Source organism: Achromobacter aegrifaciens (assembly GCF_902859735.1).
Taxonomy (GTDB): Bacteria; Pseudomonadota; Gammaproteobacteria; order Burkholderiales; family Burkholderiaceae_B; genus Achromobacter; species Achromobacter aegrifaciens.
Genome location: NZ_CADIJY010000022.1, coordinates 21,147 through 40,664, shown reverse-complemented (window position 1 = coordinate 40,664; position 19,518 = coordinate 21,147). Strand labels below are relative to the sequence as shown.

The 19,518-nt window shown below is 68.0% G+C and carries 17 protein-coding genes; 11 read left to right on the top strand and 6 right to left on the bottom strand.

What is annotated here, in order from left to right:
• Nucleotides 1-77 precede the first annotated feature (77 nt).
• From HV766_RS29235 to HV766_RS29220, 4 genes are all read left to right on the top strand, one after another.
• Entirely contained in the window at nucleotides 78-1,328 is a 1,251-nt protein-coding gene (locus HV766_RS29235) for a D-amino acid dehydrogenase (RefSeq protein ID WP_054458171.1), read from the top strand.
• Nucleotides 1,329-1,482: 154 nt separating this feature from the next.
• Nucleotides 1,483-2,385, top strand: a complete 903-nt coding sequence (locus HV766_RS29230; protein ID WP_054458170.1) for a DMT family transporter — start codon at nucleotides 1,483-1,485, stop codon at nucleotides 2,383-2,385.
• Between the two features lie 72 nt (nucleotides 2,386-2,457).
• Entirely contained in the window at nucleotides 2,458-3,417 is a 960-nt protein-coding gene (locus tag HV766_RS29225) for a proline dehydrogenase family protein (RefSeq protein WP_175182310.1), read from the top strand.
• Nucleotides 3,418-3,438: 21 nt separating this feature from the next.
• A complete protein-coding gene (locus HV766_RS29220; RefSeq protein WP_054458292.1) occupies nucleotides 3,439-4,272 on the top strand; it encodes a helix-turn-helix transcriptional regulator in 834 nt (277 codons plus the stop codon).
• Here HV766_RS29220 and HV766_RS29215 read toward each other — a convergent pair.
• Entirely contained in the window at nucleotides 4,191-4,862 is a 672-nt protein-coding gene (locus HV766_RS29215; protein WP_175182309.1) for a flavodoxin family protein, read from the bottom strand. The two genes, HV766_RS29220 and HV766_RS29215, sit on opposite strands and share 82 nt — an antisense overlap.
• A 128-nt stretch (nucleotides 4,863-4,990) precedes the next feature.
• Here HV766_RS29215 and HV766_RS29210 point away from each other — a divergent pair, with 128 nt between their 5' ends.
• The 4 genes from HV766_RS29210 (at nucleotide 4,991) to HV766_RS29195 (ending at nucleotide 8,686) form a co-directional block, all read left to right on the top strand.
• The gene (locus HV766_RS29210; protein WP_054458167.1) at nucleotides 4,991-5,881 is read left to right on the top strand and encodes a LysR substrate-binding domain-containing protein; all 891 of its coding nucleotides are present in this window, start codon (nucleotides 4,991-4,993) and stop codon (nucleotides 5,879-5,881) included.
• 100 nt (nucleotides 5,882-5,981) lie between these two features.
• Nucleotides 5,982-6,887, top strand: a complete 906-nt coding sequence (locus tag HV766_RS29205) for a LysR family transcriptional regulator (RefSeq protein WP_175182308.1) — start codon at nucleotides 5,982-5,984, stop codon at nucleotides 6,885-6,887.
• Nucleotides 6,888-7,046: 159 nt separating this feature from the next.
• On the top strand, nucleotides 7,047-7,685 hold the full coding sequence (locus HV766_RS29200) for a glutathione S-transferase family protein (RefSeq protein WP_175182307.1): 639 nt from the start codon (nucleotides 7,047-7,049) through the stop codon (nucleotides 7,683-7,685).
• Between the two features lie 29 nt (nucleotides 7,686-7,714).
• Nucleotides 7,715-8,686 (top strand): pyridoxamine 5'-phosphate oxidase family protein, encoded by a 972-nt coding sequence (locus tag HV766_RS29195; protein ID WP_175182306.1) that lies wholly within the window; start codon nucleotides 7,715-7,717, stop codon nucleotides 8,684-8,686.
• A 7-nt stretch (nucleotides 8,687-8,693) separates the two neighbouring features.
• Here HV766_RS29195 and HV766_RS29190 read toward each other — a convergent pair whose 3' ends face one another.
• Nucleotides 8,694-9,149 (bottom strand): winged helix-turn-helix transcriptional regulator, encoded by a 456-nt coding sequence (locus HV766_RS29190; protein ID WP_054458163.1) that lies wholly within the window; start codon nucleotides 9,147-9,149, stop codon nucleotides 8,694-8,696.
• Nucleotides 9,150-9,266: 117 nt separating this feature from the next.
• On the opposite strand from HV766_RS29190, the gene HV766_RS29185 reads away from it, so the two are divergent.
• Nucleotides 9,267-10,514, top strand: coding sequence for an MFS transporter (locus HV766_RS29185; protein WP_175182305.1), 1,248 nt, complete (start codon nucleotides 9,267-9,269; stop codon nucleotides 10,512-10,514).
• 963 nt (nucleotides 10,515-11,477) lie between these two features.
• Here the strand turns inward: HV766_RS29185 and HV766_RS29180 are convergent.
• Both HV766_RS29180 and HV766_RS29175 read right to left on the bottom strand, forming a co-directional pair.
• Nucleotides 11,478-13,247 (bottom strand): acyl-CoA dehydrogenase, encoded by a 1,770-nt coding sequence (locus tag HV766_RS29180; RefSeq protein ID WP_175182304.1) that lies wholly within the window; start codon nucleotides 13,245-13,247, stop codon nucleotides 11,478-11,480.
• A 37-nt stretch (nucleotides 13,248-13,284) separates the two neighbouring features.
• Nucleotides 13,285-14,940, bottom strand: coding sequence for an acyl-CoA synthetase (locus HV766_RS29175; protein ID WP_175182303.1), 1,656 nt, complete (start codon nucleotides 14,938-14,940; stop codon nucleotides 13,285-13,287).
• A 162-nt stretch (nucleotides 14,941-15,102) separates the two neighbouring features.
• On the opposite strand from HV766_RS29175, the gene HV766_RS29170 reads away from it, so the two are divergent.
• Nucleotides 15,103-15,813, top strand: coding sequence for a Crp/Fnr family transcriptional regulator (locus HV766_RS29170; protein ID WP_054458159.1), 711 nt, complete (start codon nucleotides 15,103-15,105; stop codon nucleotides 15,811-15,813).
• A gap of 10 nt (nucleotides 15,814-15,823) precedes the next feature.
• Here the strand turns inward: HV766_RS29170 and HV766_RS29165 are convergent, their stop codons facing one another.
• Complete coding sequence (locus tag HV766_RS29165) at nucleotides 15,824-16,528, bottom strand: aspartate/glutamate racemase family protein (protein ID WP_175182302.1); 705 nt, start codon at nucleotides 16,526-16,528, stop codon at nucleotides 15,824-15,826.
• Complete coding sequence (locus tag HV766_RS29160; protein WP_119452062.1) at nucleotides 16,525-16,983, bottom strand: MarR family winged helix-turn-helix transcriptional regulator; 459 nt, start codon at nucleotides 16,981-16,983, stop codon at nucleotides 16,525-16,527. The genes HV766_RS29165 and HV766_RS29160 overlap by 4 nt, the downstream gene beginning before the upstream one ends.
• Before the next feature lie 239 nt (nucleotides 16,984-17,222).
• Here HV766_RS29160 and HV766_RS29155 point away from each other — a divergent pair, with 239 nt between their 5' ends.
• On the top strand, nucleotides 17,223-19,508 hold the full coding sequence (locus HV766_RS29155) for a nitric-oxide reductase large subunit (RefSeq protein WP_119452061.1): 2,286 nt from the start codon (nucleotides 17,223-17,225) through the stop codon (nucleotides 19,506-19,508).
• Nucleotides 19,509-19,518 lie beyond the last annotated feature (10 nt).

The window sequence follows — 19,518 nt, the reverse complement described above, 5'->3', positions numbered from 1 at the left end:
CGGAGTTTGGCATTTGCCGGACGGGCGGGGCGCGTCCCAGAATAGCGTCGTGTCCCTGTCTTTCTGGATCTAAGAGTATGCGGGTTTGCGTAATCGGCGCTGGCGTCGTGGGCGTCACGTCGGCCTATTTCCTGGCGCGCCAGGGCCATGACGTGGTGCTGGTGGACAGCCAGGCGCGTCCGGCCGAGGTCTCCAGCTACGCCAATGGCGGTCAGCTCAGTTATAGCTACGTGGCGCCTTTGGCCGGTCCGGGCGTGCTGCCCAGCGTGCCGGGCTGGCTGCTGCGCGAGGACTCCCCGCTGCGTTTCCGGCCCAGGCTGGATCCCCATCAATGGCGCTGGTGCCTGCAATTTGCGCTGGCGTGCCGGGCCTCGGTGGCCAAGGCTTCCACGGTCCAACTGGCTGGCCTGTCCTATCTGAGCCGGGACGTCATGCACTCGCTGCTGGAGCAGGAAGACCTGGATTTCGGCCATCTGAAGAACGGCAAGCTCATCGCCTACCGCAGTCCGGCCTTGCTGGACAAGGCGCGCGCGCTGGTGGCGTACCAGGCCGACCTCGGCGCTGAACAGCAGGTGTTGGACGCGGCGCAGACCCTGGCGCTGGAACCCGCGCTGGCCGGCATGGGCGCAAGCCTGGCCGGCGCCATCTACACCCCCAGCGAAGAAGCGGGCGACTGCCGCCAGTTCACCGAGGCGCTGTTCGACCGCCTGCAGACCATGGCCAACGTGCAATGCGTCATGTCCAATCCGGTATCGGGCCTGCAGCGCGAAGGCCGCCGCATCGTGGCGGTGAACACGCGCGACGGCGACATCGGCGCTGACGCCATCGTGCTGGCCACCGGTATCGGCACGCGCGCGCTGCTCAAGCCGCTGGGCCATGACGTGCCGCTGTATCCCTTGAAGGGCTACAGCCTGAGCGTGCCGCTGGCCGAGGACGACGACTCGGTGGCGCCGCGCATCAGCGTCACGGACTACGAACGGCGCATCGTCTATGCCCGCGTGGGCGGCGTGCTGCGGATCGCTGCCATGGTCGACATCGGCAGCGCCGATGCCGGCATCGACACGGCGCGCATCGGGCTGCTCAAGCGCCAGGTGCACGAGGCGTTTCCGGCGCTGGACCTGCGCCAGGCGGCGCCTTGGGCGGGGCTGCGTCCGGCCACTCCCACCAGCAAGCCGCTGATCGGACGCAGCCATGCCGCCGACAACCTGTGGCTGAACATCGGGCAGGGCGCGCTGGGCTTCACCCTGGCCTGCGGCAGCGCCGCGCTGTTGACGGCCCAGATGGGCGGGCTGGAGCTGCCGCTGGATCCGGCGCCATTCCGCCCCTGATGCGGCGATGTCCATTTTGCGATAGTGACTGCCTTTTCATCGGCAGACGGACTGGATCGCGCTCAATAGGATAGCGATACTCCACCGCCTGCGTAGCCCCAAGCGGCGCCGCAAGCGGCCGGAGACCATCCCTCATCCTCCGAGCGCAACCACCATGTCCTACCTGTTTCCGTTGTTCGCCATTCTGTTCTGGGCGGGCAACGTCATCGTCTCCAAGATGGCCGCCAGCGCCATCTCGCCCACTGCCATCACCTTCTACCGGCTGGTGCTGGCCCTGTTCCTGATGGGCCTGTTCACGGCCGGCCCGGCCTGGCGCAACCGCAAGACCATCCTGCGCCATTGGCCCAAGCTGGCGCTGTACGGCGCCCTGTCGTCGGCGGTATTCCAGGCGCTGTCCTATCGCGCCGCCGAAACCACCACGGCGACCAACATGGCCATCCTGACCGCGCTGATTCCCTTGCTGAGCATGCTGCTCAGCGTGGTGATTCTGCGGGATCCGCTGACCCTGGGCATGGCCGCTGGCGGCGCGCTGTCGTTCCTCGGCCTGCTGTACCTGGTGGGCCAGGGCGACATGCTTAGCGTGTTCCAGCACGGCATCCACGTCGGCGACGGCCTGATGCTGCTGGCTGCCTTGTCCTACGCGCTGTACGGAGTGTTGCTGCGCCACTGGAAGGTGCCGCTGCCGGCCTGGCAGTCCACCTTCGTGCAATCGATCTTCGCGCTGCTCTACATGCTGCCGCTGTACCTGCGCGTGCCGGCGGCGCAGGCTGCGCTGGACATGAACACGGTGCCGCTGATCCTGTACGCGGGCATCTTCTCGTCGGTGCTGCTGTCCTTCCTGTGGATCGAAGGCGTGCAGCGGCTGGGGCCCAACCGCTGCAGCATCTTCATCAACCTGCTGCCGCTGTTCACCGCGCTGGCCGCCTTCGTCATGCTGCGCGAGCAACTGCACATGTACCACCTGCTGGGCGGCGCGGTGACGCTGGCCGGCGTGCTGCTGGCGCAGACGGTGCAGCGCCCGCTGTTCGGTCGCGCCCGCACGCTGGCGCTGGACTAGGAAGTTTCACTGGCGTTCAAGACGGGCGCGCGCCGTACCGGCACAGTGGCTCTCTTTATAGGGAGAGAGCCCATGAGCATGTTCCAGAGAACGGCGATCGCGCTGGCGCGCAGCCCGGGCGTGGGGCGGGCGATGCGTGCCATGGCGGCCCGCACGTCGCTGGCGGCCCGTTTCGTCGGCGGCGCGGACGTCGACGCCGCGGTCCGCACGGCCGCCAGGCTGCGCGAGGCGCACGGCATCCGCGCCTCGCTCTTCTACCTGGGCGAGTACGTGGACGATCCGGAGGCCATCGAGCACAACGTGGCCCAGACGCTCGGCGCCTGCCGGGCGCTGGAGCACGCAGGGCTGGACGTGCACGTGTCAGTCGATCCCACCGCCATCGGCTATATGCGCGACGACGCGCTGGGCCGGGACAATGCCCGGCGCATCGGCCTGGCGGCGCGCCGGACGGTCGGCCTGGGGCGCGACTGGATGGTGCTGGACATGGAGGATTCCCCCCTCTGCGACCGCACCTGCGCCTTGCATCGCGAACTGCTGCAAGCCGGCATGCCGGCAGGCCTGACACTGCAGGCGCGGCGGCGCCGCACGCCGCTGGACCTGGCCTGGGCGATCCGTCAGCGCACCTCGCTGCGGCTGGTCAAGGGCGCGTTTCCGGAGCGCGCGCTGGACCACGCCGGCCGCGCGCGCATCGACCAGGCCTATCTGGACGCCGCCGCCATCATGCTGTCGCGCGAGGCGCTGGAGTCCGGCTTCCAGCCCGTTTTCGGTACCCATGACGACCGCCTGGCCGGCGCCATCCTGGAGCTGGCGCGGGAGCGCGGCTGGCCGCCAGAAGCCTTCGAATTCGAAATGCTCTATGGCGTGCGTCCGGACTGGCAGCTCGCGTTGCGCCGTTTGGGCTATAACGTCAGGGTCTATCTGCCCTTCGGCGGCGATTGGTGGCCGTATGCCGTGCGCCGCGTGGGCGAGAATCCCCGCAACGCGTGGCTGCTGGCCCGCACGCTGACATCGGACCAGAGCTACTTCGGCTAGGCGCTACATCCTCACTTGTTCATGGCGGTTTCCCAACATATCTGGCATTGCGGCGCCGGCCTGCCCGGCGATGTTTTGATCGCAGACCTGCGCGGCTACCGCTATGCGCCGCATTTCCACGACGCCTGGTCCATCGGCGCCATCGCGCAGGGCCGTTGCGCCTTCACCGTGCATGGCGCGCCGCAGGCCGCGGGCGAGGGCGATCTGGTGGTGATTGCGCCCGGTCAGGTCCATACCGGGGGCACCTCGGACGCGCCGCTGGGGTACCGCATGGCCTATATCGATCCGGACTGGTTCAGGGATCACGAACTCACGTTGTTTGCGGGCGGGGCCAGCCTGGCCGGTCCCGTGATTCGCGATCCGGCGCTCTGCCAGGCCTGGCTGGACGCGCTCACGCCCGATCCCATCGCCGACGCGCAGCGCCGCGAACGCCTCTCCGCCGCCTTGTTCGGCCTGCTGGCGGCACATGCGCAAGCCCGTACGGCGGCGGCAGACGACGCGTCCGACGTCTGCTCGCTGCTGCGCGCGCGTATGGCCTCGGACCCAGCCTGCGCGCCGGATCTGGAGGCCCTGGCGGTGGCGCAGGACCGCCACCGCACCACGCTGGTCAAGCAGTTTGCCCGGCGCTACGGCTTGCCGCCGTTGGCCTGGCTGCGCAACTGGCGGGTGGCGCGGGCCCGGGCGCTGCTGCGCGACGGCCTGGCGCTGGCCGACGCCGCGCATGCCGTGGGTTTCGCCGACCAGGCCCATCTGACCCGCGTGTTCAAGCAGGTCTACGGCAGCACGCCCGGCGTGCTGCGCAGCGCAGGGGCAGGCTCCCAGACATTGCGGGCGCGCGGCGTTTCCACCCGGTAGTCCGAGTACTTGCGGGTAAAGAACGTGGTGCCCAGTTCGGCCGCCGCCTGCAGCGGCTGGCGCGGGTCCGCCGCGATCTCGCCGCGCAGGTTGCCGGCGCCGTGCACGTAGCCGACGAAATCCGAATGGGTATAGCGCGCGTATTCCTGGATCTGGTGCACGATGCCCAGCGCCGCGCCGGGGTAGGTTTCCTCGGATGCCACCGCCAGGCCCAGGCGCTTGCCGGTCATGCGCTGCTTGACCCGTTCCGGTTCGGGTCCCTGGCCGGCATAGTGGCTGAACGAACGGTCGAAGAACGCCTTGGTCTGCGCCGACATGCCGTACCAGTAGATCGGGGTGCAGATCAGCACGCCGTCGGCCGGCAGGAAGTGTTCCAGGAACAGCTCGGAATAGCGGTCGGTCGGCGGGGGCGAGCGCCGCAAGTCCGGCAAAAAGGCCTGGACGTAGTCGTCCAGGAACAGCAGCGTGGCCTGGGTGCCCGCCGCCTCGGCCCCGCGCAGCGCAGCCGCGCCCAGGGCCGCGCTGTTGCCGTCGCGCCGCGGGCTGCCGACCAGGATCAGCAGGCGCTTGTGGGGATGATCTGAATTCATGTTTGATTCCTCTTGTTGGCATGGACGTTTCCATGTGGTGAGGAAAATTCTGTCCTGGCGGCTGAAAGGCGACAAATGATGAATCCTTGAATATGATGAATTGATTTCATCCATAGGGCCAGGAATCCATGTTTGCCACGCTACCGGTGACCGCGCTGCGCACCTTCGAGGCGGCTGCCAGATTGCTCAGCTTCAAACTGGCCGCGGCCGAACTGGCGGTCACTGCCACGGCCGTGTCCCATCAGGTCAAGGCGCTCGAGCGGCACGTGGGCTACGCGCTTTTTGAACGCGTGCCGCGCGGCGTGCGCCTGACGGAGAAGGGCGCGCGCCTTTTTGCCGGCGTGCACGGCGCCTTGCTCGATGTGGCGCAGACCCTGGACGCCTTGCGCGCCGCGCCGGCCTCGGGCGCGCTGACCCTGTCCACCACACATTCGTTCGCGGCCCTGTGGCTGGTGCCGCGGCTGGGCCGCTTCTACGCGGCGTTTCCTCAATATCAACTGAACCTGAACACCAGCGCCGAAGCGGTGGACCTGTTGCGCGACGCCAGCGTGGACCTGGCCATCCGCTACAGCCGGGCGCGCTGGCCCGGGCTGCACGCCGCCTGCTCGTTGCAGGAATGGTTCGGCGTCTATGGCGCGCCGACGCTGGCCGCCCGTCCGGGCAGGCGCGCGCCGTCGCTGGTGACCGTGCGCTGGCGCGATTCGCAGCTGTACGAGCAGGGCTGGCAGGACTGGTGCGAGGCCGCCGGCCTGCCGTCCTGGCGCAAGCCGGCGGCGCTGCATGCCTACGAGGAAGAGCACTATGCCCTGCAGGCCGCCATTGCCGGCCAGGGACTGGTGCTGGCCAGCTCCGTCATGGTGTCGGACAGCGTGGCGGCGGGTACCCTGGTGGCGTATCGTCCTGAGGTGCGGGTGGCGGGGGCGGCCTACACCGCGCTGTGCGCGCCGGGCCGCGAACGCCATCCGCCGGTCAAGGCTTTCCTGGGGTGGTTGCGCAAGGAGTTCGAGGCTCAAGCATGAGGCCGGGAAGCATGCGGCTCATATCCTCTGTAACTGGATTGACGCGCCCCTGCACGCGCTTCTACTCTCTTCCCGAAAATCAGCGCGGAGGCCGCGAGGCGTGAATCGATTCCATGAAATGAGCGTGTTCCTGGCGGTGGCCGAGGCACAGAGTTTCGCCGCGGCCGCGCGCCGGCTGGAAATGTCCGCGCCGACCGTCACGCGCAGCGTGTCGGCGCTGGAGCGGCGGTTGGGCGCGTTGCTGCTGGTGCGCACCACGCGCAGCCTGCGACTGACCGAGGCCGGCCAGCGCTATGCCGACGACTGCCGCCGCATCCTCGACGAAGTCGAACAGGCCGACGATGCCGTGGCCGGCGCGATGGCCGCGCCGCGGGGCGCGCTCAGCATCACGGCGCCGGCGTTCTTCGGCGAATTGCACGTGATGCCGACAGTGCTGGCTTATCTGCGCGCGCATCGCGAAGTCTCCGTGCGCACGCTGCTGGTGGACCGCGTGGTGAACCTGCTGGACGAACGCGTGGACGTGGCGGTGCGCATCGGCGCCTTGCCGGATTCGACGCTGACTGCGGTGCCGGTGGGGCAGGTACGCCGCGTGGTCTGCGCCGCACCCGCCTTCCTGCGCGAACACGGCGTGCCGCAGGATCTGGAGTCCCTGCCGCGCTTTTGCACGGTCACCGCCGCCATGGAGGGCCGCACGCCGCAATGGCGCTTCCAGCAGGACGGCCAGCCCCGCAGCCTGCGCGTCGATTCGCAGCTGACGGTCACGTCCTTCCAGGCCGCGGTGCTCGCGGCCTGCGAGGGCTGGGGGCTGACGCAGGTGGTGTCCTACCAGGTGGCGCGGCACCTGGCCAGCGGCGCCCTGGAGGTGGTGCTGCGCGACTTTGAACTGCCGCCGCTGCCGGTCCACCTGGTGTACCCCGAAGGCCGCAAGAGTTCGGCCAAGGTGCGCAGCTTCGTGGAGTTCTGCGTCGAGGCCTTGCGGCGCGACCTGGCGACGCTGCCGGCGTAGCGACCCGTTCCTCGGACGCGCCCGCACGCAGGCATTGAAGGGACGGGGCGGCCGTCCTCTTTCTTTCATCCGCTGCAAGAGTGTCTTGCCGGCGCTGGCCGTTCACGCGAGCCCGGCGCCGGCCCAAGATGGAGTCCGAATCCGACTTGGAGCCCGCTCATGCAAACCGCCCATACCCCTACGCTGACCTTCTACAGTTTTCCCTTGTCCGGCCACGCCCATCGCGTCGCCCTGATGCTGTCCCTGCTGGATGTGCCCCACCGCAAGGTCGATGTGGACCTGCGCGGCGGCGAGCAGAAGCGCCCGCCGTTCCTGGCTTTGAACGCCTTCGGCCAGGTGCCGGTCATCGACGACGGCGGGGTGGTGGTCGCGGATTCGACCGCCATCCTGGTCTACCTGGCCAAGCGCTACGGCGGCCAGGCCTGGCTCCCGGAAGACCCGGCCGGGGCGGCGGCGGTACAGCGCTGGCTGTCGGCGGCGTCCGGTCCGCTGGCGATCGGCCCGGCGGCTGCGCGCCTGGTGACCCTGTTCGGCGCGGCCTATGACGTGGACAGCACGCTGGCCCGCGCCCATGCCTTGCTCAAGGTCATGGACGGCGAACTGGGCGTACGGGATTTCCTGGCGGGCACGACGCCGACCATTGCGGACGTGGCCTGCTACGCCTATGTGGCGCATGCCCCCGAAGGCAATGTGTCGCTGGAGGCCTATCCGCACGTCCGCGCCTGGCTGGGCCGCATCGAAAGCCTGCCGCGTTTCGTGCCCATGGCCTCGTCGCCGGTGGGCCTGCTGGCCGCCTGAGGACAGGCGCCGCCCTCAAGGAGTACGCCATGGCCATCGCAGAACCTGCCGCCCTCCCGCCGTCGCCCTGGCACGCGGGCGAACGCCTGTTGCAACACCACGTCGGGATCGCCGAGCGCATGGCGGTGACCGGACCCAAAGTCATCCGCGACTACATGCCGGACCAGCACCGCCTGTTTTTCGAGCAGCTGCCGTTTCTTGTTGCCGGCGCGGTGGACGGGCAGGGCGATCCCTGGGCCGGCGTGCTGGAAGGCCTGCCCGGCTTCGTGTCCTCGCCCGATCCACGCAGCCTGCGCGTGTCCGCCGTGCCGGATGCCGACGATCCGCTGCTGGCCGGCCTGGGGATGGACCAGCAGGTGGGCCTGCTGGGAATCGAGCTGCACACGCGCCGACGCAACCGCGCCAACGGCCGCATCGCCACCTGGGACGGCAAGCGCTTCGAGGTGGCGGTGACGCAGTCCTTCGGCAATTGCCCGCAATACATCCAGGCGCGGGAATTCCAGTTTTCGCGTTCGCCGGCGCTACGCTTTCCGGGCGCGCCGAATGAGCGCACCGCGCTGGACGCCGCGGCGCGGGCGCTGATCGCCCGGTCCGACACGTTTTTCGTGGCGACCTACGCGGACGAGGGCGGCCGCAAGGTCGACGTCTCGCACCGCGGCGGCAAGCCGGGCTTCGTGCGGGTGGACGGCGACGTGCTGACCATTCCGGATTTTTCCGGGAACCGCTTTTTCAACACCCTGGGCAACATGGTGCTCAACCCGCGCGCCGGACTGCTGTTCATCGACTTCGAGCGCGGCGACGTGCTGCAGTTGACGGGCGCTGCTGAAGTCATCCTGGACAGCCCTGAGATCGCGCAGTTCGAGGGCGCCGAACGGCTGTGGCGGGTGCATGTGCGGCGCGTGGTGCGCCGGCCCGGCGCGCTGGCCTTGCGCTGGCGCTTCGACTCGTACTCGCCCACCGCGCTGGCGACTGGGCAATGGCCGGCCGCGGGGGCTGCATAGCCCCGACCTAGCCCGGGAGGGCGGTCTTCTGCACCACGGCATCGTCCGGCCCGAGCAGGCGGCCGTCCTGCGCGCGGATTTCCAGCTTGCGCACGGGCTGGCCGCGCTTGCGGTCGATCAGCGTGGAATGGGGTTCGGCCGCGCCGTAGTAGTGGTCTTCGCCCCATTGGCGCAAGCCCACGATTACTGGAAAGAGCGCCCGGCCTTTGTCGGTCAGCACGTATTCCTGGTAGGCGCTGCCGTCCGAGGCCGGCGCCACTTCGAGGATGCCGTGCGCCACCAGCGTGCGCAGCCGGTCGCTGAGGATGTTCTTGGCCACGCCCAGGCTTTTCTGCAATTCGCCAAACCGCCGCAATCCATCGAAGGCGTCGCGCACGATCAATAGCGACCACCAGTCGCCGATCGCGTCCAGGGAGCGTGCCACCGGGCAGGCGGCGCCTTCGAGACTAGTGCGTTTGACCATGTCGGATCCTTGCTGAGGGAAAGGCGGTGATGGCTGGCGTATCGAAATTTCGGTTGCATTATAAAACCTCGAAAACTATTATTCTGGTTTTATAAAGCAACCAGAATGGAGCAAGAGATGTCAGCCCGACCAGAACCCGCCGATTCCGCACCCCCAAGTCCGATGCCCTGGTCCCTGGTGATGCTGCTGGCGGTGGCCTGCGCCCTGAGCGTGGCCAACGTGTATTACGCCCAGCCCCTGCTGGACGCCATCGGCCGAGAGTTCGGCATCGCCGAAGGCGCGGTAGGCATCGTGGTCACGGCCACCCAACTGGGCTGCGCGCTGGCGCTTCTGTTCGTGGTGCCGCTGGGCGACCTGCTGGACCGCCGGCGCCTGATGCTGGGGCAGCTGGCGCTGCTGGTCCTGTCTTTGGCGGCCGTGGCGCTGTCGGCCGGCGCGCCCTGGCTGTTGATGGGCATGGTGGCGCTGGGCTTGCTGGGAACGGCCATGACACAGGGCCTGCTGGCCTTGTCCGCGGCGCTGGCCGCGCCGGGCGAGCGCGGCCGGGTGGTCGGCGCCGCGCAAGGCGGGGTGGTGATCGGCCTGCTGTTGGCGCGCACGCTGGCCGGGGCCGTGGCGGACCTGTGGGGCTGGCGCGCGGTCTACGTCGTGTCCGCTGCGCTGGCCGCCGTGCTGGCGGTGGTGCTGGCGCGGCGTTTGCCGCAACGCCGGCTGCCCGCGGTGGACATGGGTTACTGGGCCTTGCTGCGCTCGCTCTACGGCCTGTTGGCTACCGAGCGCATGCTGCGCGTGCGCGGCATGATCGCGCTGCTGATGTTCGCTGCCTTCAGCGCCTTCTGGACCGCGCTGGTGCTGCCCCTGAGCGCGCCGCCGCATTCGCTGACGCACAGCGCGGTGGGCGCGTTCGGGCTGGTGGGCGTGGCGGGCGTGCTGATGGCGGCGCGGGCAGGGCGGCTGGCCGATAGCGGGCAAGGCGAGCGGACCACGGCCGTGGGCCTGGCGTTGCTCTGCCTGGCCTGGGTGCCGATTGCCTTTCTGAATCAGAGTCTGTGGTTGCTGGCGTTGGGTGTGCTGGTCCTGGATATCGCCTTGCAAGCGCTGCACGTGACGAATCAGACCATGATCTTCAGCGTGAATCCGCAGGCGCATAGTCGATTGGTCGGTGGCTACATGATGTTCTACGCGGTGGGGAGCGGGTTGGGGTCTATCGCTTCGACGGCGGTTTATGCGCAGGCGGGGTGGCTTGGGGTGTGTTTGCTGGGGGCGGGTATCAGTGTTGTGGCGCTGGCGTTCTGGGCGGTGACGTTGCCGCGTGGTGAGCGTTTGGCCGTTGGTTCTCAGGATGCTCGTCGTGGGGTTCTTTAGACGCCAGTCGCGTCGTGGGCTCGCGATGCGCGGGGCTGCGATTGCGGTCCGAAGCCTTCGCTCCGGACTTCCCCTTCGTCATCTTCGTCCTCGCCTTCGGCGACTCCTTCAGATTCCCTCGGGCTTATCGACGCCCCGCGCATCGCGAGCCCACGCCGCGACTGGCTCGGCTGCTTGAATCTTCACGGGCGCTGGGGCGGGCGGTGTGCTTGGCGTTCTGGCCACGGTCGGTGGGGGGGGGGTGTGTTTTGCGGGGCCCGCCCCAGGCCGGCCGCGCGGGCGGCCTCTTGGGGCTTACGCTGTATCTTGCGTCGCGCGATGGCGCTGCGCGCGGGTGACGGGGGCGTTCTCGTGATGACGCGTGCGGTTGGCGAGAACCAGGTTTGAATATGGTGGGTGCTGTGTTCGGGTTGATGGCGAAGCGCACGGGTCGGCCAGCAATCGTCATTTCAACGCAGGTGCCGGATGGGTGGCGCGCGTCCAGGTCTGCATGCGCAAGCGGCCATTCGCCGCGCGCCACCCATCACCGCCCACTCCCCCGTGTGCTGGGGATCAATAGCAAATCAGTCACCGCATCCGCGCAAGCGAACACAATCGAAATTCAAGAAATCACGTATGTCATTCTCGGCCGCCCGCGCGGCCGAGAATGACGGGCAACACAAGCATCGTCCCTGCCCACGGCTCCAGCAGCGCCCCAATCCAAGATTCAAGTAGCTCGTCGGCGCGGGCGCCTGAGTGGCGGGCAACCTCGATGCGCCCGACGGAATCCGAAGGAACCGCCGAAGGCGGTGACGAGGATGAGGATGGGGCAGTCCGGAGCGAACGCTCCGGACCGCAATCGTGGGCGCCCGCCACTCAGGCGCCCGCGCCGACGGGCGGCCTACGAAGCACCGGAACGCGGCTCCGAAGCCTATCGCCAAAGAGACCCTCATGTATCAAGGGCCCGTAACGCACCACAAACAGCTACGGCTGCACCTCATACTCCCCAGACCCCATGACCACCGCCGCCAACCCAGGCGCCTGGCTCAGCTTATGCAACGCATAGCACTGCGCAGTCGCGATCTTTGCATCGTGGAAAACAGGATCTTCCTCGCGCAGATCCAAGCTCGCCAGCAGCGCCCGAGCCATCTGCCAGCCGGCAAACGTGGTGCCCGCCAGCAGCAGATAAGGCACGGCGGCCGCGAACACCGCGTTGGGACGGCTGGCGGCGTTGGCCAGCACGAAGTCGATGGCGTCGGCCAGCGCCGCGCGGGCCTGGCGCAGCGGCGTCAACATCAGGCGGGCAGCGGATTCGCTGCGGGCTTCCAGCGCCGCTTCGATCTTGCCGACTTCCGCCAGCAGGGCGCGGGCGACTGCGCCGCCGTCGCGCAGGGTCTTGCGGCCCACCAGGTCGTTGGCCTGGATCGCCGTGGTGCCTTCGTAGATCGTGAGGATGCGCGCGTCGCGGTAGTACTGCGCCGCGCCGGTTTCCTCGATGAAGCCCATGCCGCCGTGCACCTGCACGCCCAGGCTGGCCACGTCGATGGACATCTCGGTGCACCAGCCCTTGACGATCGGCACCAGGTATTCCTGCACTGCCAGATGGCGCTTGCGGGCTTCGGCGTCCGGACTGGCGTGCGCCAGATCCGCATGCCCTGCGGTGTAGTAGGCCAGCGCGCGGCCGGCCTCGGTCAGGGCGCGCATCGTGCCCAGCATGCGCCGCACGTCGGGGTGCTGGATGATGGCCACCGCGTCCTTGGACGAACCGTCCACCGGGCGGCTCTGCACGCGCTCGGCGGCATAAGCCAGCGCGTGCTGGTGGGCGCGGTCGGCGACGGCCACGCCCTGCACGCCTACCGCGTAGCGCGCGGCATTCATCATGATGAACATGGCGTCCAGGCCGCGGTTTTCCTGGCCCACCAGATAGCCCAGCGCGCCGCCCGCGTCGCCGAACTGCAGCGTGCAGGTGGGGCTGGCCTTGATGCCCAGCTTGTGTTCGATCGACACGCAATGGACATCGTTGCGCGCGCCCAGCGTGCCGTCTTCGTTGACCAGGAACTTGGGCACCAGGAACAGCGAAATGCCTTTGACGCCTTCTGGCGCGTCGGGCAGGCGCGCCAGCACCAGGTGCAGGATGTTCTCGGCCAGATCGTGTTCGCCGTAGGTGATGAAGATCTTGGTGCCCGAGATGCGGTAGGTGCCGTCGCCCACGGGTTGCGCGCGTGACCGCACCATGGCCAGGTCCGAGCCTGCCTGTGGCTCGGTCAGGTTCATGGTGCCGGTCCAGCGTCCGGAAATCATGGGCTCGATGAAGCGCTGCTTCAGTTCAGGCGAACCCGCCGTCAGCAGCGCCTCGATCGCGCCATTGGTCAGCAGCGGGCACAACGCGAACGACAGGTTGGCGGCGTTCAGCATTTCCGAGCAGGGCGAACCGATCAGGCCGGGCAGGCCCTGGCCGCCGTATTCCACCGGATGCGTCATGCCTTGCCAGCCGGCCTCCGCGTACATGTCGAAGGCTTGCTTGAAGCCAGGCGAAGTGGTGACGGCGCCGTCGCGCCAGGAGCTGGGCTCGCGGTCGGCTGCATGGTTCAGCGGCGCCAGCACGTCGCCGGCATAGCGGGCGGATTCTTCCAGCACGGCCTGGGTGGTGTCGGGCGTGGCTTCCTCGAAGCCGGGCAGCGCGGCAATTTGCGGCAGGCCCGCAAGGTGGTTCAGCACGAACAGCATGTCTTTCACGGGGGCTTGGTACGTCATGGCGTCGGAGCTCCTGGATGGGATGGAAACGTGGGATTCAACCGGCCTTGCCGGGGCCGGCCACGTCGATGGCCTTGGTCGCGCCGACGGCGGCGCGCAGTTCGAATTTCTGGATCTTGCCGGTGGAGGTCTTGGGCAGTTCGCCGAAGCGCACCGCGCGCGGCACCTTGAAGCCGGGCAGCAGCAGCTTGCAGTGCGCGATGATCTCTTCGGCGGTGGCGGTGCAGCCGGGCTTGAGTTCGACGAAGGCGCAAGGGGTTTCGCCCCATTTGGGGTCGGGCATGGCCACTACGGCCACCGCCGCCACCGCGGGATGGCGGTAGAGCGCGTCTTCCACCTCGATGCTGGAGATGTTCTCGCCGCCGGAAATGATGATGTCCTTGCTGCGGTCCTTGATGCGGACGTAGCCGTCGGCCGTCATCACGCCCAGGTCGCCGGTGCGGAACCAGCCGCCGGCGAAAGCCTGTTCGGTGGCGCGTTCGTTCTTCAGATAGCCCTTCATGCAGATGTTGCCGCGGAACATGACTTCGCCCACGGTCTGCTCGTCGGCCGGCACCTCTTCCATGGTGTCGGGATCGCGCACGGACACGCCCGCCTGCAGGTGGTAGCGCACGCCCTGGCGCGCATTGCGCAGCGCGCGTTCTTCCTCGTCCAGCGCGTCCCAGGCTTCCTGGCGGGCGCACACGGCTGCGGGTCCATAGACTTCGGTCAGACCGTACACATGGGTCAATTCGAAACCGATGTCGCGCATCTTGGCGATGACGGCGGGCGCGGGCGCGGCGCCCGCCACCATGGTGCGCACTGTGTGGTCGATGCCGGCGCGCAGTTCGGCCGGCGCGTTGGCCAGCGCGCTCTGCACGATGGGCGCGCCGCAATAATGGGTGACGCCTTCATTGCGGATCAGGTCGAACACGGTCTGCGGATCGAACTTGCGCAGGCACACGTTGACGCCGGCGCGCGCGGCGACCGTCCAGGCAAAGCACCAGCCGTTGCAGTGGAACAGCGGCAGGGTCCACAGATAGACCGGATGCTTGGGCATGTCCCATTCGAGGATGTTGCTGATGGCGTTCAGGTAGGCGCCGCGGTAGTGGTAGACCACGCCCTTGGGATCGCCGGTGGTGCCGGACGTGTAATTCAGTGCGATGGCGTCCCATTCGTCCGCGGGGGGCTTCCAGTCGTAGCGGGCTGGGGCGCCGGCCAGGAAGGCTTCGTAATCGACCGCGCCGGGCAGCTCCGCCGGGGCGGTTTCCAGGTCGTGCACCGAAATGAGCTTCAGGTGCGGGAATTCGGCCCGGGCGCGCTGGGCGAGTTCGGCGTACTCCGTGTCCACGATCAGCGCCTGCGCTTCGCCGTGGCCCAGCATGAACAGCACGCTGGGGGTGTCCAGGCGGGTATTCAGGGTATTGAGCACCGCGCCCAGCATGGGCACGCCGAAATGGGCTTCGACCATGGCGGGAATGTTGGGCAGCATCACGGCCACGGTGTCGCCGCGCTTGATGCCGGCTTGCGCCAGCGCGCCGGCCAGGCGCTGCGCGCGCTCGTAGGTCTGGGCCCAGTTGCGCCGCACCTCGCCGTGGACGATGGCCAGCCGCTGGCCATAGACCTGGGCTGCGCGCGCGATGAAATCCACCGGGGTCAGGGCTTCGTAGTTGGCTTCGCGGCGCTCAAGGCCGCGGTCGAACATACCGCTCATGCTTGTCTCCAGTTGGGACGCGCAGGCGTCCCTTATCCGTGTGCGGGGAGTTTGATCCCCGTCGCTTGCCCTAGCTTACGGGGCCGCCGAAAATGCTGTCTGTCACCTGCATGACAGACGGCCGGCCGACCTGGCTTCCCCAAGTTTTACACAGTTATTCCCATGTCCGACGTTTCAAACATCGTTTCCGCCGAGGAACTGGCCGGCCTGTTCGGATCCTGTGCCTGGTTTACCGCGCTGGAGGCCCGCCACCAGGATCTGGTGCTGGCGACCGCGCGCGCCGAACACGTGCCCAACGGCGCCTGGATCGCGCGGCGCAATGCGCCGTCGGACTATTGGCTGGGCGTGCACACGGGTCTGTTGAAGCTGGCCATCTACAACGAATCGGGCCGCAGCTGCACCTTTTCGGGCGTGCCGCCGGGCGGCTGGTTCGGCGAGGGCAGCGTCATCAAGCGCGAACTGCGCAAGTACGACGTGGTGGCGATCCAGCCGTCGCTGGTGTTGCTGGTGCCTACGGCCACCTTCCATGCGCTGTTGTCGGCCAGCCTGCCTTTTTCGCATTTCGTCATCGGCCAGTTGAACAACCGCATGGGCGAGTTCATCGCTTCCATCCAGAACCACCGTTTGCTGGATGCGGACGCGCGCGTGGCGCAGTCGCTGGCGCAGCTGTTCAATCCGCAGCTGTATCCGTCCACCGATCTGACGCTGGCGATCTCGCAGGAAGAACTAGGCTATCTGACGGGCCTGTCGCGCCAGCGGGTCAACCAGGCGCTGCAGACGCTGGCCGACCAGGGCATCCTGGCGCTGGCCTACAACCAGATCAAGGTGCTGGACCTGGAGCGCTTGCGCCAATACGGCCTGGACCAGATCTGAGGGCGCCGGATCAGGCGCCGCGCAAGGCGCGGGTGAGCGCGGCGCGCGCCAGGATGCGGGTCGAATCCAGCGTGGGCAGGGCCGAATTGCCGTCGTTCAGCACCAGCGGCAACTCGGTGCAGCCCAGTACCACGGCGTCGCAGCCAGCCTCGCGCAGGCGCTCGATCACGGCTTGCAGCTTCGCCACGGATTCCGGCTTGAACACGCCGTACACCAGTTCATCCATGATGACGCGGGCCAGCGTGTCGCGGTCCGCTTGCGCCGGCCGCAACCATTGCAGCCCGCGCGCTTCCAGCTTGTCCGGATAGACGCTGCTGTCCACCAGCCAGCGCGTGCCCAGGATGCCGATGCGGCGCAAGCCGCGCGCCTGGGCCTCGGCCGCGACCTCTTCGGCGATATGCAGCCAGGGCAGGGGCGACTGCGGCAGCACATGGTCCAGCGCCTGGTGGATGGTGTTGTCCGGGCAGATCAGGAAATCCGCGCCCGCGCGCGCCAGCTTGCCCGCCGACGACTGCATCAGCGCGCCCACCCCGGCCAGGTCGGCCTGGTCCAGGCAGGCGACATAGTCCGCCAGCGAATGCGTGTGCAGCGAAATCTCCGGGTGCGCGTGCGGGCCCAGGCGCTGGGCGCCTTCCGCGCACAGCGTGCGGTAGCAAAGCGCGGCGCCTTCCGCCGAGCAGGCGACGATGCCGATGTGCAGGGGCGTGGCGTTCATTCAGCAGACTCCTTGTTGGATGCGCGCACGTGGCGCGCGATGTCCAGGAAGCTCGCCGCCATGGCGTCTTGCTGCGCCTGCGGCAGCCGCGACAGGAACAGTTCGTCGACGGCGGGGCCGTAGACCTTCCACATCTCGCGGCGCAGCGCGCGGCCCTTGGGCGTGAGGCGGGCGTAGGTGGCGCGGCGGTCTTCGTCCGAGCGGAAGCGTTCGACCAGGCCTTCGGCCTCGATGCGGTCCATCAGGCGCGTCAGGTTGTAGCGCGCGATCACCATGCGCTCGGCGATCTCGAACATCCTGGCCGTGCCGTCGGGCGCGCGCTCCAGCGCCCATAAGGCGTCATACCAGGCCAGCGGCGGCAGGCCGGCGGCTGACAGGCGCTTTTCGATTTCTTCCACTACCAGCGCATGCGCGGTCAGGAAGAGGCTCCACGCATCGGGCTTGCCCGTGGCCATGCGGTCGGTTCCTTTGAAAGAGGTGGGAATGCTGCGGGGATTGTAAGAGGCGGGCGCCAGGCGCGACGCCGGCATTTCGCGGTCTAAACAACCCTTTATTGGTGATTTATACCCTGGCTGGCCACGGTGAAAAAAACCGTGTGAATTGCAATGCCATGATTTGCATGGGATTTTTCCTGGCACGGAATTCGCATATGGGTACGTACCCCAAAACCGCAACACTGGAGGGCGTTCCCATCATGGGTCCGTATCGGAAATTATGGTTCACCTTGATCGCCGTATTGGCGGTCACGTTCGCATTGCTGGGCTTCTACGGCGGCGAGGTCTATCGCCAGGCGCCGCCGATTCCCGGGCAGGTCGTGACGACCGACGGCAAACCGCTGTTCGGCCGCGACGACATCCTGGACGGCCAGACGGCCTGGCAATCGGTCGGCGGCATGCAGCTGGGATCGGTCTGGGGACACGGCGCCTACCAGGCGCCGGACTGGACGGCCGACTGGCTGCACCGTGAACTGACCGCCTGGCTGGACCTGGCCGCGCGCGAGCAGCACGGCCGGGACTATGCGCAGCTGGACGCGGGCGCCCAGGCAGCGTTGCGCGCGGAACTGAAGGCCGAATACCGCGCCAACCGCAGCGACGCCGCCACCGACACGCTGGCGGTGAGTCCGCGGCGCGCGCGCGCCATGGCGCAGACCGCCGCCTATTACGACCAGCTGTTCTCCGACGCGCCCGCGCTGCACCGCAGCCGCGAAAATTTCGCGATGAAGGAAAACACGCTGCCCGACGCCGCGCGCCGCACCCAGCTCACGCATTTCTTCTTCTGGACGGCATGGGCCGCGGCCACCGAGCGCGAAGGCAAGGCGGTCACCTACACCAACAACTGGCCGCATGAACCCCTGATCGACAACGTGCCCAGCGCCGAAAACGTCATGTGGTCCATCCTCAGCGTGGTGGTGCTGCTGGCCGGCATCGGCTTCCTGGTCTGGGCCTGGGCGTTCCTGCGCGGCAAGGAAGACGACGAGCCGCTGGCGCCAGCCAAGGACCCGCTGACCACCTTCGCCCTGACGCCGTCGCAGCGCGCCCTGGGCAAGTACCTGTTCCTGGTCGTGGCGCTGTTCGGCTTCCAGGTGCTGCTGGGCGCCTTCACCGCGCACTACACCGTCGAAGGGCAGAAGTTCTATGGCGTCGACCTGTCGCAGTGGTTCCCGTATTCGCTGGTGCGCACCTGGCATATCCAGAGCGCGCTGTTCTGGATCGCCACGGGCTTCCTGGCCGCCGGCCTGTTTCTGGCGCCGTTGATCAACGGCGGGCGCGATCCCAAGTTCCAGAAGCTTGGCGTCGACATCCTGTTCTGGGCGCTGGTGCTGGTGGTGGTCGGATCGTTCACCGGGAACTACCTCGCGATCGCGCAGATCATGCCGCCGGACCTGAACTTCTGGCTGGGCCACCAGGGCTATGAATACGTGGACCTGGGCCGCCTGTGGCAGATCGGCAAGTTCGCCGGCATCTGCTTCTGGCTGGTGCTGATGCTGCGCGGCATCGTGCCGGCGCTGCGCACGCCGGGCGGGGACAAGAACCTGCTGGCGCTCCTGACCGCTTCGGTCGGCGCCATCGGCCTGTTCTACGGCGCCGGCTTCTTCTACGGCGAACGCACGCACCTGACGGTGATGGAGTACTGGCGCTGGTGGATCGTGCACCTGTGGGTGGAAGGCTTCTTCGAAGTCTTCGCGACCACGGCGCTGGCCTTCATCTTCTCCACGCTGGGCTTGGTGTCGCGCCGCATGGCCACCACGGCCAGCCTGGCCTCGGCCTCGCTCTTCATGCTGGGCGGCATACCCGGCACCTTCCATCACCTGTACTTCGCCGGCACCACCACGCCCGTGATGGCCATCGGCGCCAGCTTCTCGGCGCTGGAAGTGGTGCCGCTCATCGTGCTGGGGCATGAGGCCTGGGAGAACTGGCGCCTGAAGACCCGCGCGCCCTGGATGGAAAACCTGAAGTGGCCGCTGATGTGCTTCGTCGCCGTGGCCTTCTGGAACATGCTGGGCGCGGGCGTCTTCGGCTTCATGATCAACCCGCCCGTTTCGCTGTACTACATCCAGGGCCTGAACACCACGCCGGTGCACGCGCACGCGGCCCTGTTCGGCGTGTATGGCTTCCTGGCGCTGGGCTTCACCCTGCTGGTGCTGCGCTACATCCGTCCGCAGTACGCGCTGAGCCCCGGTTTGATGAAGCTGGCGTTCTGGGGCATGAACCTGGGCCTCGCGCTGATGATCTTCACCAGCCTGCTGCCGGTGGGGCTGATCCAGTTCCACGCCAGCGTCAGCGAGGGCATGTGGTACGCCCGCAGCGAAGGCTTCATGCAGCAGGAGCTGCTGCAGAACCTGCGCTGGGGCCGCACCTTCGGCGACGTGGTGTTCCTGCTGGGCGCGCTGGCCATCGTGATGCAGGTGATCCTGGGCCTTCTGAGCGGCAAGCCCGCGCTGGCCGAGCCGCGCCTGCAGGCCAAGGCGGCGCGCGGGTAGCGGCGCGCGG

Bases quoted from the DNA above. Each gene is read 5' to 3' on its own strand.
- HV766_RS29235 (WP_054458171.1), top strand. From the start codon at position 78: ATGCGGGTTTGCGTAATCGGCGCTGGCGTCGTGGGCGTCACGTCGGCC.
- HV766_RS29230 (WP_054458170.1), top strand. From the start codon at position 1,483: ATGTCCTACCTGTTTCCGTTGTTCGCCATTCTGTTCTGGGCGGGCAAC.
- HV766_RS29225 (WP_175182310.1), top strand. From the start codon at position 2,458: ATGAGCATGTTCCAGAGAACGGCGATCGCGCTGGCGCGCAGCCCGGGC.
- HV766_RS29220 (WP_054458292.1), top strand. From the start codon at position 3,439: ATGGCGGTTTCCCAACATATCTGGCATTGCGGCGCCGGCCTGCCCGGC.
- HV766_RS29215 (WP_175182309.1), bottom strand. From the start codon at position 4,862: ATGAATTCAGATCATCCCCACAAGCGCCTGCTGATCCTGGTCGGCAGC.
- HV766_RS29210 (WP_054458167.1), top strand. From the start codon at position 4,991: ATGTTTGCCACGCTACCGGTGACCGCGCTGCGCACCTTCGAGGCGGCT.
- HV766_RS29200 (WP_175182307.1), top strand. From the start codon at position 7,047: ATGCAAACCGCCCATACCCCTACGCTGACCTTCTACAGTTTTCCCTTG.
- HV766_RS29195 (WP_175182306.1), top strand. From the start codon at position 7,715: ATGGCCATCGCAGAACCTGCCGCCCTCCCGCCGTCGCCCTGGCACGCG.
- HV766_RS29190 (WP_054458163.1), bottom strand. From the start codon at position 9,149: ATGGTCAAACGCACTAGTCTCGAAGGCGCCGCCTGCCCGGTGGCACGC.
- HV766_RS29185 (WP_175182305.1), top strand. From the start codon at position 9,267: ATGTCAGCCCGACCAGAACCCGCCGATTCCGCACCCCCAAGTCCGATG.
- HV766_RS29180 (WP_175182304.1), bottom strand. From the start codon at position 13,247: ATGACGTACCAAGCCCCCGTGAAAGACATGCTGTTCGTGCTGAACCAC.
- HV766_RS29175 (WP_175182303.1), bottom strand. From the start codon at position 14,940: ATGAGCGGTATGTTCGACCGCGGCCTTGAGCGCCGCGAAGCCAACTAC.
- HV766_RS29170 (WP_054458159.1), top strand. From the start codon at position 15,103: ATGTCCGACGTTTCAAACATCGTTTCCGCCGAGGAACTGGCCGGCCTG.
- HV766_RS29165 (WP_175182302.1), bottom strand. From the start codon at position 16,528: ATGAACGCCACGCCCCTGCACATCGGCATCGTCGCCTGCTCGGCGGAA.
- HV766_RS29160 (WP_119452062.1), bottom strand. From the start codon at position 16,983: ATGGCCACGGGCAAGCCCGATGCGTGGAGCCTCTTCCTGACCGCGCAT.
- HV766_RS29155 (WP_119452061.1), top strand. From the start codon at position 17,223: ATGGGTCCGTATCGGAAATTATGGTTCACCTTGATCGCCGTATTGGCG.